The organism is Paractinoplanes ferrugineus (genome assembly GCF_016862195.1).
In the GTDB taxonomy this organism is placed as follows: domain Bacteria; phylum Actinomycetota; class Actinomycetes; order Mycobacteriales; family Micromonosporaceae; genus Actinoplanes; species Actinoplanes ferrugineus.
In genome coordinates this window covers 92525-108996 of record NZ_BOMM01000049.1, presented here as the reverse complement: position 1 = coordinate 108996, position 16472 = coordinate 92525, and the positions used below count along the sequence as shown (strand labels likewise).

General features: G+C 68.5%; 16 protein-coding genes. 15 read left to right on the top strand and 1 reads right to left on the bottom strand.

Annotation, left to right across the window (positions count from 1 at the left end):
* Nucleotides 1–4: 4 nt before the first annotated feature.
* The 15 genes from Afe05nite_RS26665 to Afe05nite_RS26595 all read left to right on the top strand — a co-directional run bounded on the left by Afe05nite_RS26665 (nucleotide 5) and on the right by Afe05nite_RS26595 (nucleotide 14758).
* Complete coding sequence (locus Afe05nite_RS26665) at nucleotides 5–901, top strand: conjugal transfer protein TrbL family protein (protein WP_203819950.1); 897 nt, start codon at nucleotides 5–7, stop codon at nucleotides 899–901.
* Entirely contained in the window at nucleotides 898–1788 is an 891-nt protein-coding gene (locus tag Afe05nite_RS26660; protein ID WP_203819949.1) for a PrgI family protein, read from the top strand. Before Afe05nite_RS26665 ends, Afe05nite_RS26660 begins: the two co-directional genes overlap by 4 nt.
* Nucleotides 1785–3536, top strand: a complete 1752-nt coding sequence (locus Afe05nite_RS26655) for a VirB4 family type IV secretion system protein (RefSeq protein WP_203819948.1) — start codon at nucleotides 1785–1787, stop codon at nucleotides 3534–3536. The genes Afe05nite_RS26660 and Afe05nite_RS26655 overlap by 4 nt, the downstream gene beginning before the upstream one ends.
* Nucleotides 3533–6001: a type IV secretory system conjugative DNA transfer family protein gene (locus tag Afe05nite_RS26650; protein ID WP_203819947.1), complete on the top strand. Its 2469-nt coding sequence runs from the start codon at nucleotides 3533–3535 to the stop codon at nucleotides 5999–6001. Before Afe05nite_RS26655 ends, Afe05nite_RS26650 begins: the two co-directional genes overlap by 4 nt.
* 206 nt (nucleotides 6002–6207) lie before the next feature.
* Nucleotides 6208–7065, top strand: a complete 858-nt coding sequence (locus Afe05nite_RS26645; protein WP_203819946.1) for a replication-relaxation family protein — start codon at nucleotides 6208–6210, stop codon at nucleotides 7063–7065.
* A gap of 325 nt (nucleotides 7066–7390) precedes the next feature.
* Nucleotides 7391–8092 (top strand): hypothetical protein, encoded by a 702-nt coding sequence (locus Afe05nite_RS26640; RefSeq protein WP_203819945.1) that lies wholly within the window; start codon nucleotides 7391–7393, stop codon nucleotides 8090–8092.
* Between the two features lie 90 nt (nucleotides 8093–8182).
* Complete coding sequence (locus tag Afe05nite_RS26635) at nucleotides 8183–8770, top strand: hypothetical protein (protein ID WP_239118212.1); 588 nt, start codon at nucleotides 8183–8185, stop codon at nucleotides 8768–8770.
* 138 nt (nucleotides 8771–8908) lie between these two features.
* Nucleotides 8909–10276, top strand: coding sequence for a helix-turn-helix domain-containing protein (locus tag Afe05nite_RS26630; RefSeq protein ID WP_203819943.1), 1368 nt, complete (start codon nucleotides 8909–8911; stop codon nucleotides 10274–10276).
* Nucleotides 10277–10349: 73 nt separating this feature from the next.
* Nucleotides 10350–10904 carry a DprA-like winged helix domain-containing protein gene (locus tag Afe05nite_RS26625; RefSeq protein ID WP_203819942.1) on the top strand — a complete coding sequence of 185 codons (555 nt, stop codon included), beginning with the start codon at nucleotides 10350–10352 and terminating at the stop codon, nucleotides 10902–10904.
* 73 nt (nucleotides 10905–10977) lie between these two features.
* Complete coding sequence (locus Afe05nite_RS26620) at nucleotides 10978–11967, top strand: DUF932 domain-containing protein (protein ID WP_203819941.1); 990 nt, start codon at nucleotides 10978–10980, stop codon at nucleotides 11965–11967.
* An 86-nt stretch (nucleotides 11968–12053) separates the two neighbouring features.
* A complete protein-coding gene (locus Afe05nite_RS26615) occupies nucleotides 12054–12458 on the top strand; it encodes a hypothetical protein (protein WP_239118211.1) in 405 nt (134 codons plus the stop codon).
* Nucleotides 12458–12898, top strand: coding sequence for a hypothetical protein (locus Afe05nite_RS26610; RefSeq protein WP_203819940.1), 441 nt, complete (start codon nucleotides 12458–12460; stop codon nucleotides 12896–12898). Before Afe05nite_RS26615 ends, Afe05nite_RS26610 begins: the two co-directional genes overlap by 1 nt.
* A gap of 27 nt (nucleotides 12899–12925) precedes the next feature.
* Complete coding sequence (locus Afe05nite_RS26605; protein WP_203819939.1) at nucleotides 12926–13144, top strand: hypothetical protein; 219 nt, start codon at nucleotides 12926–12928, stop codon at nucleotides 13142–13144.
* 185 nt (nucleotides 13145–13329) lie between these two features.
* Complete coding sequence (locus Afe05nite_RS26600; RefSeq protein WP_203819938.1) at nucleotides 13330–13659, top strand: hypothetical protein; 330 nt, start codon at nucleotides 13330–13332, stop codon at nucleotides 13657–13659.
* Between the two features lie 85 nt (nucleotides 13660–13744).
* Complete coding sequence (locus Afe05nite_RS26595) at nucleotides 13745–14758, top strand: VldE C-terminal domain-containing protein (RefSeq protein ID WP_203819937.1); 1014 nt, start codon at nucleotides 13745–13747, stop codon at nucleotides 14756–14758.
* A 71-nt stretch (nucleotides 14759–14829) separates the two neighbouring features.
* Here the strand turns inward: Afe05nite_RS26595 and Afe05nite_RS26590 are convergent, their stop codons facing one another.
* Nucleotides 14830–16092, bottom strand: a complete 1263-nt coding sequence (locus Afe05nite_RS26590; RefSeq protein ID WP_203819936.1) for a pentapeptide repeat-containing protein — start codon at nucleotides 16090–16092, stop codon at nucleotides 14830–14832.
* Nucleotides 16093–16472: the final 380 nt, after the last annotated feature.

Below are 16472 nucleotides of genomic sequence, written 5' to 3'. Positions count from 1 at the left end.
GATCATGACCGACTGGCTGATGGACGGCCTGGTCAGCTGGCTCGCTGAGAAGGTCGTCGACCTTCTCAGCGGGCTACTGGCCCTGCTGGCCTCAACACTGTTCGTATCGCCGGACGTCACCGTCCTGCCGCAGGTCACGTCGATCGCCGGCAAGAGCGCGCTGGTCGTCGACTCCTGCTTCGTTCTCGCCATCATCGCCGTGGGCATCGCGACCATGACCGGTGACTCGGTCCAGATTCGCTACGGCATCAAAGAGCTGATCCCGCGCTTGGTCGTCGGGTTCGTGCTCTCCGCGTTTTCCGTGCCGCTGACCGGCCAGCTCATCACCATCGCCAACGCGCTCACGACCTCCATGAGCGGCACCACGGCACCGACCACGGAGACCGTCGACTTCGTCAAGGCCCGCATCAACGCGGCGTTGGACGACGACGGCAGTGCGCTGCTGATCGCCATCATCGGCCTGCTGATCGTCGTGCTGATGGCCATGCTCATCGGGAGCTGGTTCGTGCGTGTCGGCGTGCTGCTGGTCCTGGCCGGGATCGCGCCGGTGGCGCTGGCCTGCTACGCCACCCCGTGGACCCAGGGCGTGGCCGACCTGTGGTGGCGCTCGCTCGGCGGCTGCCTGGCCACCCCGGCGCTGCAAGCCGTCGCGTTCACCACCGGCATCGACATGGTGATCAATCCGGACTCGAACCTGCCGATCGTCCTGGGAGTCAAGGGTTCGGACACGTTCAACCTGGTGCTGGTCGTCGTGATGCTCTGGCTCACGATCAAGATTCCGTCGCTGGTAGGCCGCTACGTAACGCGTAAGGGCTCGCCCAACATCGGCGGCTTCCTGCTGCGGGTCGTGGTCATGCAAGGCGTCGCCCGCCGTATCCCCCTGCTGCGGGGTGGGCGATGAGCAACGAGGACACCACGCCGCGCGCGGTGGTGCCGGCGAACGTCTCTGAACCGGACCGCATCGCCTTCGGGCTGACCTTCCGGCAACTCGCCATCATCGGCGGCCCTACCCTGGCCGGATTCGGCACCTACCGCACCTACGGCCCGCTCCTGCCGCCTGCGGCCTGGATCGCCGCCGGGATCATCGTGTTCGCCGTCGCAGTGGTTCTGGCCATCGGCCGCCGCGACGGACTGCCACTGAACGTGTGGCTGAAGCACGGCTTCACGATGTCGCACAGCCCGCGCACTCTCACCCCCGGACAGCCGAGAGCCAGCTCGGTCGCCGCCATGGCCGGCAAACCGAGCATCCCGGCGCCGCTGCGCTCCCCGGTCACGAGCATCAGCCCGCCCGGAGTGCTCACCAGCGAAGGCACCGCGAAGGTGCTCATCGCCTGCGGCACCACGAACATCCACCTGCGCACCGGCGGCGAGCAAGGCGCGCTGCTGGACGGGTTCGGCCGGTTCCTCAACTCTCTGACCGGCCCGGCCCAACTGCTCGTCGCCGCGCAACGGCATGACCTGAGCGTGTACGCGCAGGCGACCGCCGACTTCGCGCCGCGCCTGCCGCACCCGGCGCTGCAGACCGCTGCCGACGACTACGCCGGGTTCCTGCTCGACCTCGACGCCGAGCGTGATCCGCTGCGCCGCCAGGTCCTCGCGGTCGTCACCGGCGAGCACGCCGCCGACGCCGCGGTACGCGCGCTGTCCGGCCTCGGCGTCGAAGCCGCCGCGCTGGACGGGCCGGCCGTCGCCGCGGCCCTGGCGGGCGCCGTCGACCCCTTCAACCCTCCAGCGCCTGGCCCCCGCGCGGTGCCCGGCGCCCCCATCACCGTACGGAGCACACCGTGAGTCTGTTGAAGTCCACGAAAAACGTCACCGCCGCCGACGGCATACCGTCCCCGGCGGCACTGTCGGTCACCCCGGCACACGTCAAGGTCGGCGACGGCTACGCCGCGACCTTCGTCGTGTGCGGCTACCCGGCCGAGGTCGGCCCGGCCTGGCTCGACCCGCTGCTGTCCTACCCCGCACGGGTCGACGTCGCCGTCCACATCACCCCGGTCGCACCCCAATTGGCCGCGCCGATGCTCAAACGCCAGCGCGCCCGGCTCGAATCGTCACGCCGCCTGGACGCCGATTCCGGCCGCCTCGGTGACCCCCTCATCGAGGCGGCGGCCTCCGACGCCGCCGACCTCGCCGAACGGGTCGCCCGGGGCGCGGCGAAGCTGTTCGACACCGGCATCTACGTCACCATCCACGCCCGCGACCTCGACGAACTGCGTACCGTCACGGCGGGGGTGAAGTCAGCTGCTGCGTCCGTGCTGCTGGACCTGCAACCAGCCACGTTCCGCCATCAGCAGGGCTGGATCTCCACCCTGCCGATAGGCGTGGACCCGCTACGGATGCGGCGCATCCTCGACACCACCGCCCTCGCGGCGGCGTTCCCGCTCGCCTCGGCCGATCTCGCCGCCCCCGCCCCTGGAACCGTGGCCGCACCCGACGGCGTGCTCTACGGGGTGAACACCACCAGCAACGGGGTGCTGCTGTGGAACCGGTGGACGCAGGACAACCACAACAGCGTGGTGCTGGCCCGGTCCGGGGCCGGGAAGTCGTACTTCGTCAAGCTGGAAGTCCTGCGCAACCTGTACCAGGGCACCACCGTGTCGGTCATCGACCCGGAAGACGAGTACACACCGCTCGCGGAACACGTCGGCGGCACGGTCGTGCAACTCGGCCTACCCGGGGTCCGGGTCAACCCCCTCGACCTGCCCGCCGACGACCGGCCCGACACGCTCACCCGGCGCGGCCTCTACCTACACACGCTGATCTCCGTCATGCTCGGCGCGACCCCGCCGCCGGCCGAACGAGCCGCCCTGGACCGGGCCATCACCACCACCTACGCACACGCCGGGATCAACGCCGACCCAACCACCTGGAGTAAACCCGCCCCGCTGCTGCGCGACCTCGCCGCGACGCTGGCCGAGGACACCGATCCGGCCGCCGCGCAACTCGCCGCACGACTCGCCCCGTGGACGGTCGGAAACTTCTCCAGCCTGTTCGACGGCCCCACCACCGCCGCCCCGGGCGGCCACCTCGTGGTCTGGTCACTGCGGCACCTGCCGGACGAACTGCGCACGGTCGGCACGCTGCTGGCGCTGGATGCCATCTGGTCGAGCATCGACGCTCCGGCCACCAGCGGACGCCGGCGGCGACAACTCGTGGTGGTGGACGAAGCCTGGCTTCTGATGCGCGACGGCGAAGGCGCACGGTTCTTGTTCCGGATGTCCAAGGCTGCCCGCAAGCGCCTCGCCGGGCTATGCGTGATCACCCAGGACGCCGCCGACGTCCTGTCGACCGATCTCGGCCTGGCCGTGGTCTCCAACGCCGCGACCCAGGTGCTGATGCGTCAGTCCACCCAGTCGATCGACGCCGTCACCGAGGCATTCGGCCTGACCGCCGGGGAGGCACGGATGTTGTTGGCCGCGTCGCGCGGAGAGGGCCTGCTCGTTGCTGGCCGATCACGGATCCCGTTTCGAAGCGTCGGCTCGGCGGCCGAACACCGGATTGCCGTCACGGGGATCGGCGAGGTGACCGCATGATCACCGCACCGACCTGGCCCACGCACCTCGCGCAGTGGGTCGTGGCGCGGCCGTGGCTCGGGTTCGTCGCCGCCGCGATGATCGTCGCGGCGGTGTTCGGCCACGATCAACTGCTCAACTGGCGGCACCGACGGTTCGTCACCGGCGCTCGCTGGGTGACGATCGCCGCGCCGCCGGAGGTCACCGCCGAGGCCGCCGCCGCGTTCTGGACCACCCTGGTTGGCGTCCTCACGCCGTCGGTGTGGCGACGCCGGATCTACGGCTACCCGCATGTCGGCTGGGAGTACACGTGGACCGGCCGCGCCCTGGCGATCCGGGTGTGGGTGCCCGGCACCGTGCCGCCCGGCGCGGTCGAAGCCGCCGTCCGCGCGGCCTGGCCCGCAGCGACCCTCACGGTCGAAGACGCGGAAGCACCGATCCCCGCCGAGGTGGGCGAGCAGGCGGGCGGAGCGCACTGGCCGCAGCACGCCGACGTGCTGCCGCTGCGCGTGGAGCACGCCGCGGACCCGTTGCGGGCGCTGTTGTCAGCTGGGGCCGAGGTCTGGCACCGCGAATACGCGTGCGTGCAGGTGCTGGCCCGCCCGGCATCGGCCCGCCGCGTGCGGGCAGCCCGCCGATCGGCGGCCACTTCAACCAACCATCCGCATGGGCGGCCCGACCCGGCGACCCGCGCCGCCGCCGGGGCGGCCCGGCTGGCGATCGAGCCGCTGCTGTGGTTGCTCGAGGTCTTCCTTCCCGGCCCGTCGCGGACCCGTGCCCCGGCGCACACCACAGCGGCGCGGGCGGCCGAGCGGGACCCGGTCGCCGGGGCCGAGGCGCGCACGGTGGTCGAGAAGGCCGTGCGGGTGCCGCACTTCGAGATCGCGATCAGGTTCGCGGTCGCCGTACAGCCGGACAAGAATCCGCCAACGCCGCAACGGGCCGAGGATGTCCGGCGGCGGCTGATCGGGCTCGGGCACACGATCGCCTCGGCTGCCGCCGCGTACACCGGCCCGAACCGGCTGCGCCGGATGAAGATGCCGCACCCGGTTGCCACCCTCTCCGGGCGGCGCCTGAGGCGCGGGTTTCTGGCCACCGTGCCGGAGCTCGCGGCGCTCGCCGCGCTGCCGCAGGACCTTGCGGTGCCCGGATTGGATCGGGCTCGGGCCAAGGCGGTGCCGGCGCCAGTACAGGTCCCCAGCGGTGGCCGCGGTGTGAAGATGCTGGGCCGCTCGCAGGTCGGGCATCACAAGGTCGGGCTCAAGGTAGTCGACTCGCGGCAGCACATGCACGTGGTCGGCAAGACCGGCGTCGGCAAGTCGACCTTGCTGCTGAACCTGATCCTCGGCGACATCAAGGCCGGTCGCGGGACCGTGGTCATCGACCCGCGCGGGGATCTGATCAACGACATCCTCGACCGGCTCCCGGCCTCCTACGCAAGCCGCATCCACATCATCGATCCGGACCAGGAGAACCCGGCATGTTTCAACCCCCTCGATGACCAGGGCGACGCCCATCTGGCCGTGGACAACCTGGTCGGGATCTTCGCGAAGATCTTCCAGGGCCAGTGGGGGCCGCGCATGGACGACACCATGCGCGTCGCCTGCCTCACCCTGATGCGGCACGCCAAACCCACGCTGAGCCTGGTGCCTTCGCTGCTGCAGGACCGGCAGTTCCGCGGCCGGTTCACCCAGGGCCTCGACGACCCGGACGGGCTCGGCGGATTCTGGCTCTGGTACGACGGCATCAACGAGCAGTTCCGCGGCCAAGTCATCGCCCCGGTCCTCGCGCGACTGAGGGCGTTCCTGCTGCGGGATTTCGTCAAGAACGTGATCGGCAACGCCCACAGCTCGTTCGACATGGGCAAGGTCCTCGACGGCGGGGTGCTGCTGTGCCGGCTACCGAAAGGGCAACTCGGTGAGGAGACCAGCCGGATCCTCGGCTCCCTGATCGTCGCCCGGGTCTGGCAGGCCGCCATCGCCCGCGCCGCAACCCCCGAAGACCAGCGCAAGGACGCCACGTTGTACGTGGACGAGGTGCAGAACTTCCTCACCCTGCCGGGCTCGGTCGGCGACATGCTGGCCGAGGCGCGCGGCTACCGGCTCGGCCTGGTCATGGCTCACCAGGACCTCGCCCAGCTACCGAAGGACGTCGCCGCGGCGATCAGCGCGAACGCCCGCACTAAGGCGATCTTCAACGTCGACCCGGCCGACGCGCGGGAGTTGTCGCGGCACACCAAACCCGAGGTGGACGAGCACGACCTCGCCCACCTTGACGTGTTCACCGCCGTGGCCCGGGTGCTGGTGGACAACCGGGAACTCCCAGCCTTTACCTTCGTCACCAACCCGCCGCCGGAACCCGACGGGGAGCCGACCGCGATCCGGCAAACGTGCGCCGCCGCGAACACGCCCGCCGGGGAGGAGCCGCCGATGCAGCAGTTGGCTCGCACGGTGATGAAGCGGCGTATGACCGACCGGGACCGCTGACCACCGGCTGCGTTCGGGGGCTCGTCCGGGTGCGGCATCGGGGGCTCGTTTGGGGGTGTCTGCGACACGAGACCCCAGACGAGCCCCCTGTCCGTCGCCTGTCAGGTACCTGAGCTGGGCAAACCCGGCCACCGGCGACCCCAATGTCAAGATCCACACGTCCAGACTCCCTACAGGGTGTCCTTCTCCCACCGGGGGTGACGTCTATGCCGCTCTCTCGCACGGCCAGCCTGCTGTCCATCTATCCCCACATCACCAGCCGTGACCGGCTCCTGCTCCAGCTCCTCGACGACCACCAGGTCCTGACCACCGGCCAGATCCACCGCCTGCTGTTCACCGCGCGGCGCACCTGCCAGATCCGGCTCAACGAGCTGGCCGCCCTCGGCCTGATCGAACGGTTCCGGTTCTCCCGCGACGGCGGCGGCAGCCAGCCGTGGCACTGGACGCTCGGCCACAACGGACACCGCTTCCAAGCCGCCGCCCACCAACGGCCCGAGCCCACCGCCCGATCAAGCAACCAGACCGTGCAACGGCTGTCGGCAAACCCGCATCTGACCCACCTCGTGCTGACCAACGAGTTCTTCGTGCGTCTGAGCGAGCACGCCCGCCGGCACGACGACGCCCGGCTCGACCGGTGGTGGTCCGAGCAGGTCACCCACAACCAGTTCCGAAAGGTCACCGCTGACGGGCACGGCCTCTGGACCGCCGGCGGTGTCACGGTCGGGTTCTTTCTGGAGACCGATACCGGCAGCGAAGCTCTCGGTAGCCGGGTCGTGGCGAAACTCGCGAAGTACGGAACGTTCATCCGGGACAGTGGTGGCACCCGATATCCGGTGCTGTTCTGGCTCGGCAGCGAGCAACGTGAAGAACATCTGCACCGGCTGCTGCCCGGCCAGCACACTGGCGTCCCGGTCGCCACCGCCACCCACGCCGCCGATCCCGCCGCCCGCGTCTGGCTTGCCCGCGGCACCACGAGCCGGGTGGCACTCACCGAGCTACCCAGCGATCACGGCGAAGCCCTGGCAGCCAACCCCAACTACGGCGACGGCGTTTTCCTGCCCTGACAAGCGCTGACAGCTCCACACCAGGATCTGTCAGCCCAGGTCACGGGCATGATCGCGAATCCTGACAGAGGCGGTGCTGTCAGATCACGAAGCTACGGTGCAGCTTCTTCTCTTTCCTTTTTGTTCGCACCGCCGCCCGTCTCGACCCGCCTCGCGGGACTGCCGCGCCCGGCCCAGCTCACCCCTTGCCCACCTCTTCGGTCGGCTCGTGATCTGCCCCCCGCGCATTCCTTTCGGCAGTTTCCCGCCGGTCCAGACGCCGCGATCCGGTGGCACCACCCCCGGCACCACCAACCCCAACCCGCTTCGCGAAGGGAGCACCGCCATGCCCAGGCCCACGCCGCTCACCGACCAGATCGTCACCGTCTGCTTCAACCCCGGCGACGACGCCGACTGGTTCGCCGCCAGCGAGAAGGTCAACGACCTCATGAACGCCAACGGCACCCCCGCCCGCCGGTTCCGCGTGCGGCACCGCAAGTTCATCGGCTGGCTCACCCGGTTCCTCGGCTACTACCTGCTCGACGCCGCCCGCAAGTTCGGCGCCATCACCCTCGCCGCCGGAGGCCGCAAGAGCCGCCTCGACCTGCCCGGCATGTCCATGATCGCCGCGAACGAGGCCACCGCCCGCTGGCGCGCCTGGAACTACCACATCAACGCCACGACCAAGCCCGCCCGGCTCTGGGAGGACTTCCTCGCGCAGCACCACGCCGACCCGAACAAGGTCAGCCTGGCCGAAGCCCGTCGCCGCTTCGAGCAGCAGCCCCGCGTCCTGGCGATGCTCGCCTTCAACGGCGGCCATCTCTTCGACCCGTACGAGCTGTCGCTCTACCAGGCCGGCGAGGCCACCTACGCGGGCCTCTACTGGCGAGCCGCCCTCGTCGGCGACGCGCTGATCACCACTGACGGACGCATCATGCGGCCCGCCACCGACACCGCAGCCGATCGGCTCCGGTTCCTCAACGAGGCGTGCATGTACCTGCGCACCCTGCACAACCGCGCACGGCTGTGCGCCGTCGCCATCGCCTGACCCACCCCATCCACCGCGCCTCGAAGACCGGCCGCAGCTCCGCTGTGACCGGTCTTCGGCGTGCCCGCACCATGTGAAAGGAGACCCGTGATGTACCTCGACCTGGTGGAGAGGTGGATCGTCCGGACCACCGGCCGGACCCTCGATCAGCACGCCGCCGATCCCGTCCCGGCCGCAGCAGCCTTCCCGGCATCCGCCGATCAACTGCGCCTCACCCGCGAGGTGCTGCTCACGGCGGTGGACGAGTTCCGGACCCTGCTCATCAACGGCGACGACCTGACCGGCTCGCCCACGATGCTGGCCAGCACGCTCGACGAGATCAGCGGCCACATCAGCGACTACCAAGGTGCGCGCATTCACCTCGACCGGCTCATCACCGACCCCGACCGCACCGGCCACGTCGCGACGAACCCCGTGCAGCCGGTCCGGCGCCGCTACGTCAACCCCGGCGACACCGTCCTGATCGTGCTACCACACCACGAATACCTGCGCAAGCAGCAGATCGCCGGACGAGCCGTGAAGGCACAGATCAACACGGCCGACGTCGAACTCGACCCCGCCGAGTTCCCCGGCCCCGTTCGCCTGGCCCACGGCCTCGCCGGGATCTACCGCGACCGCGTCGAGGACCGCCTCTACCACCTACGGGCCACCGGCGAACGCCGGATCTCCCGCCGCTGATCACCCCGGCCCATCGCGCCGGGCGTTCACCCCTCGACTCGCGCGTTGCCACCCGTTGGTCGCACGCGCCGTCGAGAACCACCCCCAGCACCGTCCGGTGCCGGGGCGTCACCCCTTATTCCCGAGGAGGGAAACCCCATGGAATTGCAGTCCCTGACGCCTGCCACACAGGCCGTCCTCAAGGCGCTGGCCGAACTCGGCCAGGGCAACGTCCACGAACTGTCCGAGAAGTCGGGCAAGGCCCGGTCCACCACCGACAAGGCCATCCGGACCCTGGCCGACGCCGGTCTGATCGTCGAGATCGACCTCGGCGGCGACGCGGCCGAGGGCACGCCCGCCCGCTGGGCCCCGTCGGACGACACCGCCGCCGCGCTGGACGCGGCCGACATCGCCGACGAGAACACCGCTGGCCCGGACGAGCCGGCGGACGAGCCGGACTCCGACCCGGCCGACGAGGCAGCCAGCGACGAGAGTTCGCCGACCGGCGACGACGACAGCCAGCCTACGGAAACCGGTGACTCCAGCGACGAGGCCACCGGCGAGCAGGCCACGTCCGACGGTGACGGCGACGGTGACGAGGACGACGGCGATGAGGACGACGGCGATGAGGATCAGGACCAGGATGATAAGGAGGACACGGACGCCCCGGCCACGGGCGAACCGCGTACGGTCGTTGCACCGCCCCGTCCCGGCGACCGCAAGGTCATGGCCATCAAGGGTGTCCTGGCCGAATTCGGCGACGACGGCGCGACCGTCGACATGATCGTCGCCGAGAGCGGCATCAGCCACCCCACCACCATCCGGCTGCTGGACGCGATGCAGCAGGCCGACGCCGCCCGTCGCCTGCCGCCCAAGACGGGCCAGCCGGAGCGGTGGATCGCCGGGCCGACCAAGGCATCCGAGGTCGACCCGAACCCGGAGCCGCCGCGCTGCGGCCTGTGCTTCCAGGTGATCCGCGGTGTTATGAGCACCCCGGCCGCCGTCGCGGCGGTACAGAGCCTGATCCGCACCGACGGAACCCTGAACATCCTCGGCCCGGACGACGAGGTCCACGCCGTGAAACTGCCTAACCGGCTGCCCCCGCGCACGCTGAACAACACCCCGAGCACCGTGGGGCACCGCAGCGACGCGACCGCCAACGCCGACGGCAACCAGCCCTTCCAGCGCGGCGAGTTGGAGCGGCTGACCGTCGCCGAGCTGGCCGCCCGCCCCGGCCGGCCGATGACTCCGCAGGAGATCGCCACCGCGATCAGCGCGAAGCTGGGCGGTCGCAACGTCAGCTCCGGCGCGGTGCGCAACAACTGCACCAAGGCCGCCGCCGCGGGCAACATCCTGTTGGTCTCCGAAGCGCCGCTGACCTTCGTCTTCCCGAAGCCCGTCGTCAACGACGACACCGGCGACGCCGAGACGGAAGCCGAGCAGAACGGCCACGGCGACGGCGCGGGCGACGACCAGGCCGAGCAGACCGACAACAACCAGGACACCGGCGACGCCCAGCAGTCCTGACCGATTCCAACCTCGCGGGGCCGAGCGCACATGCGCCCGGCCCCGCACCCGTTCCACGGGAGGAGCAACATCCATGACCGACCTCCCCGGAGCCGGTTCCGGCGCACCGGCCGACCGACCCGCAGTAGTCGGCAGCACCGGGCAACACCACACGCCGCCGGGCGACGGTCCTCGGCAGCCGTACGACCCGCTAGACAACGAGTCGGCGCAGATCATGCGCGCGATGCCCGACCGTGGCTCCGTAACGCCGGAGCAACTGGCCGCGCGCACGGGGCTCGCGCTGCGCATCGTGCTACGGCGGCTGCCCTTGCTGGAACTGGCGGACCTCGTGCACCGCCACGACGGCGGTGTGGCCTTGGCCAAAGGCGACAGCCAGGTCGATGCGGCGTCGGCTGACCTGGTCAGCGCCTACTGCGCCGCCAACCCCGGCCAGCCGATAAAACCGTACGAGATCGCCCGAGGCATCACGGCTGCGACCGGCCGTCACCTCGGCACGGCCGCTGTCCTCAACTGCTGCCTGCTCCTGACGTCCACCGGCCGCCTCGCCCAGGTCGCCGAAGCACCGATCGCGTTCGCCTTCCCGACGGCCAGGATGCCGGCCGACGAAGACCGCACCCCTCAGCCCTGACTGACCACCCACTCATTCCATCGCGGGGCCGAGCGTCTGCTCGGCCCCGCACCTGTATCCGAAAGGAGCTTTCGTGCCACACGAACTCGAGCAATTCGCCGATGGCAGTACCGCGTTCGCCAGCGCCCGACTGTCGGCCTGGCACCGGCTCGGCACCGTCACCCAGAACACCATGAAGGCCGAAGAGATCATGGCCGCCGCCCAGCTCGGCAACTGGGGCGTCCGGACCATCCGCACGGTCGGCATCGACATCGTCGACGGCGTCGAGGTGCACATCCCCGCTGACGACAAGCAGATGACCGTACGCCGCAACCCGGTCACCGGGGCCACGGAGTATCTGGGCATCGTCGGCACCGACTACACCGTGGTCCAGAACGAGCAGTGCGCCGAGATGCTCGACCGACTCGTGGACCAAGTCGGCGGCGCCCACTTCGAGACGGCCGGCAGTCTGCGGCGCGGTAAGAGCGTATTCGTCACGCTCAAGCTGCCCGACGCGATGCAGATCGCCGGAGTCGACCGGATAGACCTTTACCTGATCGGCACCACCAGCCACGACGGGACCGCCGCACTGCGGGTGGACGCCAGCCCGATCCGGGTCGTGTGCGCCAACACCCAGCGAGCCGCGTTCGAGGCGGCGGTCGGGCACTACACCTTCCGGCACACCTCGAACGTCGGCTCCCAGATCAGCCAGGCCCGCGAAGCGCTCGGGCTGATGTGGAAATACATGGACACCTTCGAGAAGGCCGCCGAGCGGATGCTGAACACTCCGCTGCTCATGCGGGAGTTCGAGCAGGTCGTCGGGCAGGTGTGGCCGGTCAAGGACAACGCCTCCGACACCACCCGCCGCAACGCCAAGCAGCGGCTCGGCACCCTGAAGTACCTGATCACCGAGGCCGACACCCAGAAGGCCATCACGGGCAGCCGGTGGGCCGGCTACCAGGCCATCACCGAGTACCTCGACCACTACCAGCCCGCCAAGAACGAACTGGTCCGCGCCAACCGCGTGCTCACCGGCACCACCGGCGATCTCAAGCTCGTCGCCTTCGACCTGCTGAAGGTCTAGCCACCGCACCCCTTCACCCGCCCGGGGCACGTTGACCCCGCGCGGGGTCAACGTGCCCCGGCTCGTCCCCGAAAGGACACGAGCAGATGATCCCGATAACCCCTCACCTGCTGCATCCCCGAGACCCGCGCCAGTCCGTCTGCGGGATCCCCGCCGAAAAGGTCCGCCGGTGGGAGACCGGAGACCCGCCCCGCGCCCACACCTGCGAGGACTGCCTCACCCAGTACGAGGAGGCCGCCCGGCCCGACGACGCCAACCACCCGATCGGCGACGCGACCCTCATCGACACGCTGCGGCGCATCGTCGCCGAAAAGCAGTACGCCAAGATCGACGGGGTCTTGGTCGACGTCTGGTCCGCCAGCGTCACCGTCGCCATCTGGGACCTGCTGCGCGAGGACAAACGGGAACGCCTGCTGACGTTGCCGTCGCACGAGCTGATCCTGCGATGCATTCGCATCTACGCCAACGTCACCGCCGGGCGAGGCGAGTGATGGCCGACCGGCAGCCCCAGTGGTTCCACTTCGCGTGGTGGGTGTTCGACATCGATGCCGCGCTGGCCCTGATCGACGCCACGCCCCGCGACACCCGCGCCCTGGATGTCACGGCGTGGGCCGCCGCGTACGGCCTCGACCGCCTCGACGACCCCGACGGCACCACGGTCAATCTGATCGGCCCTACCTCGGACGGCCTCGACCGGCTCTACGCAATGAGCACCGACCTGACCAGGCCGGTGCTGCTCGGCATGGTCCGCATCGGCGACAACCCGCCCGCCGGACTGCTGATCGACGGCGTGCACCGGCTTTACCACGCCTGGAGCAACGGCGTACCGCAGCTGCGGGCGTACGTGCTCACCGCCGAGGAAACCCGCGCCGTCCAGCACGACAAGCTCCTCGGCCCCGGCGGCACCAGCCTTATCGCGCCCTCGCCCTGACCAGCCCCTCGACACAACGCAGGCACGATGCTGACCTACCTGGTGCCCTGGCAGCGCCCGTGCGACTGCTGCTGCCCCGTGCACTACAAGCGGACCCGCTTCACGTTCGACGAGTTCGGCTGCGCGTGCACGATCACCTGCGCCACTCAGCCCATCACGCTGCTGGCAGACCGCTGGGGCTGTGTGCTGTTCCTCGACAAGGCCGGTGACCTCTGGCAGGTCCCTGCCCTGACCGACGGCACCTGAGACTGGAAGGACGCCGGAGAGATCGACACCCGGCACGACTACTACCGCGCCAGCGTGGCCATCGAGCACCTGTTGCAGGCGTCCGCGCACCTGCTCGCGAACCCCGGCTCCTGACCCCCGACAAGGTGGGCCGCCCACGTGGGCGGCCCACGGCCCTTTGTGTTTCACGACCCTGGGAGACAGCTATGTACCAGACCGCTCGTCCCGCCTACGACTGCAGCTGCCCCATCCACCGCGGCCTGCCGCGCTCGGTCTACGACGCACCCGGCTGCCGGTGCCTGACCATCTGCGCCAGCCAGCCCTTGACCGTGCTCGCCCCGCAGATCAACGGCGCGCTGTTCCTCGACCGCGACGACATGCTCTGGTTCGTGCCCGTCTTACAGCCGGGGCACTGGGACTGGCGCTGCGCGACCACCGTCACCGGCGGCCATCCGCTGGCTGACGCCGATGCCCTGGTCTGCAGGTTGCCGTCCGAGGTGGATGTGCGGCTACGCGAGTTCACGCACTGCCTCTGACCTATCTCCGTTCGCCTTCGCTTCGGCCGGCCGCGCATCCGCGCACAGCCCGGCCTTTTTTGTTTTCACCGAAAGGCCATCGCCTATGACCAAGGCCGTCCTCAGCATCGTCGCCCTCGTCATCATCGCCTGCTTTGGGCTGCCCATGCTGCTGCTGTCCGCCGTCATGGGCGGCAGCTCCGGAGCGTGCACCGTCGGCACCTCGCCGAGTACCGACTCGTCCGGGCAACCGGCGGACACCACGAAATGGGACGCCGACCAGCTCAACATCGCCGTGACCATCATCGAGGTCGGCGTCACCAAAGGCGTCGGCAGCTGGGGGCAGACCATCGCCCTCGCGATCGCCATGCAGGAATCCGGACTGCGGAACCTGCCCTACCTCGGGGCCGACAACGACCACGACTCCATCGGCGTCTTCCAGCAGCGCCCGAGCCAGGGATGGGGAACCCTCGAACAACTGGCCGACCCCTCCTACCAGGCGAGCAAGTTCTACGACAAGCTCAAAACCATCTCCGGGTGGCAGACGATGCCGCTCACCGAGGCGGCACAGGCGGTCCAAGTCTCGGAATACGGTGATGCGTACGCGAAGTGGACCAACGATGCCGTCGCCCTAGTTGATCAATACGGGGCCGACGAGATCGCCCTCGACTGCTCGGCGATGCCGTTCGGCAGCGCCGAACCGGCGCCCCGCAACCAGGACGGCTCCTGGCCCGAGGAGACCTGCTCCATCATCCCGGACCCGACCACCGGAACCGGCTGCCTCACCCCACGCACACTCCATCTCGTTCAGCAGGCCACCGCCGCCGGCTGGCCGAAGCCCAGCTGCTACCGAGTGGACGACCACGGGGAACACCCGAAGGGCCGCGCGTGCGACTTCATGATGACCTCCGGCGGCGAAGCGTCCGGCGCGCAGAAGGCCAGGGGCGACGCGATGGCGTCCTGGGCTGTCGCCAACGCCGACCGCCTCGGCATCCAGTACGTCATCTGGTTCCGGATGATCTGGACACCCGAGCAGGGCTGGCACGCGTACAACAATCCCTATGGAGGAGACGATCCGTCCGGCTGGCACACCAACCACGTCCACATCAGCATGTACTGAAAACAGTTCGTGTGCACTGATTTAGCCGATGCGAGGCGCCGCTGAAGGCATGCCGCTCACTATTCAACCTGCTAGTCCTGCTGATCGCCGAATTGGATTGCGTTCTTCATTCGCTGAAGCCCAGGAGGCAGATCCTTCAGTTCTGGCGGCAGGACCGTCGACTGATCCCTGAAGCCTCTAACAACTTGGCTTCCAGTCAGATTTTGCGCTACTCCCTCCTCTGGAAGCGCGCTATAAAACAGTGCGCCCTCCATGCCTGTTCGATCAAGATCCACCCCTTTCAGGTTGGCACCTAGAAAATTCGATCGTTGAATTTGCGCTTTGGCCATTTTCGCATCGCTAAGGCGTCCGCGAGAAAGATTGACGCCTCTGAGTTTTGCGCCAACTAAGCTAGCTTCCCGCATGTCGCACCTAGCGAAGTCTGAGTCGTCAAACACTGCATAGTCCATGATGGCGCCCCTGAAGTTTGCCCCTTCCGCAGAGATCTCTTTGAATCCGGAATACCGAAAGTCTGCTGCGCTAAGCTGAGCACCCACTAGAGAAGCGCCATGCCCGATGACTTCCCGGAGCTGCGCCTTCTGAAGCCGGGCGCCATCTAATTTGGCAGCTCGTAAATTCGCGTTGTTTGCGACTAGTGCCGTAAGGTCGGCCTCTGTCAAGTTGGCATCACATAGCAGAGACGATTCAACGGATAGATTGGGAAAGTGCGCTTTTGAGAAGTCGGCTCCGGTAAGGTCCGTGTTGCGCAGGTCGACGCCGTTGCGCTCGGGGCGTCGAGGCCGGCGACCGAGCACGGTTAGTGCCGCCTGCACATCGGCTGGGACCTTCCGGGTCTTCGAGGGCGTTTCTGGTGCGGTGCCTGTCGCCTGCGCTTCTGCGTCGATATCATTTTCACCCGAGGAGCCAGCGTCTACAGCGACTTCACTTAGCGGGCGCCGCTCGCGTATGAATGCGGAAAGCATCTCGACTACGGCATCATGATCGCGCACGGACTCGACCATTACGTGCTCAAGCGCGTAGACCCCTGCTAGACGTTCTGTCTGCTTGTCGGAGGCGAGTTGAGCGGTCGCCTTTGAGTACCGGTCCGTCAGTTGCCCTCGACGGCTGAGGTGGAATGTCCTCCCCGTGAAAAGCAAGCCCGTCAACGCCGCAGCCCCGCCAGCCGCCGCGAGAAGGACTTGCCTGGTCCCATTCAGTGCATCGGTCTTGTCTTTGCCCTGGAGATGCTTTGAAGGCGTGGCCCACCATGCGACGGGCCCTAGCAGCAATATCAGTAAGGCAATAACAGCAAGTGCCAAAAAGCCAGCGAGCCCAATAGTCCGTAAGGTCGCCATTCGCCTGCGCGTCGTGGCACTCCATGCATTCCGGGCAAAAGGGCGCACTTATTCACATCCGATCCGCAAGACGTGGCCCAACTAGGCCTTCCCTCCCAGCGTAACCGATGGCTTCTGTGGAACCATCTTGTATAGCGTGATCGATCGCCTCATGAGTCGGTGTCCTGCAAGATTGCCAGGCTCACGCACCGATCTGCCGCCATCCGTGCGGTCGGTATTACGGTGCTGTTACTGGCGGCCGAGGCTGTTCGGGGTAGATCGCCTTGTTGGCATCCACAGCTGAACGACGTAGGGCGCGGGTCGAGGGTGCTGTCCAAAATCAGGGGTGGCTTGTGGCTGGTTTCTGCTCGTCGGCCGGCCCTATCCTCAGGCTCATGCTG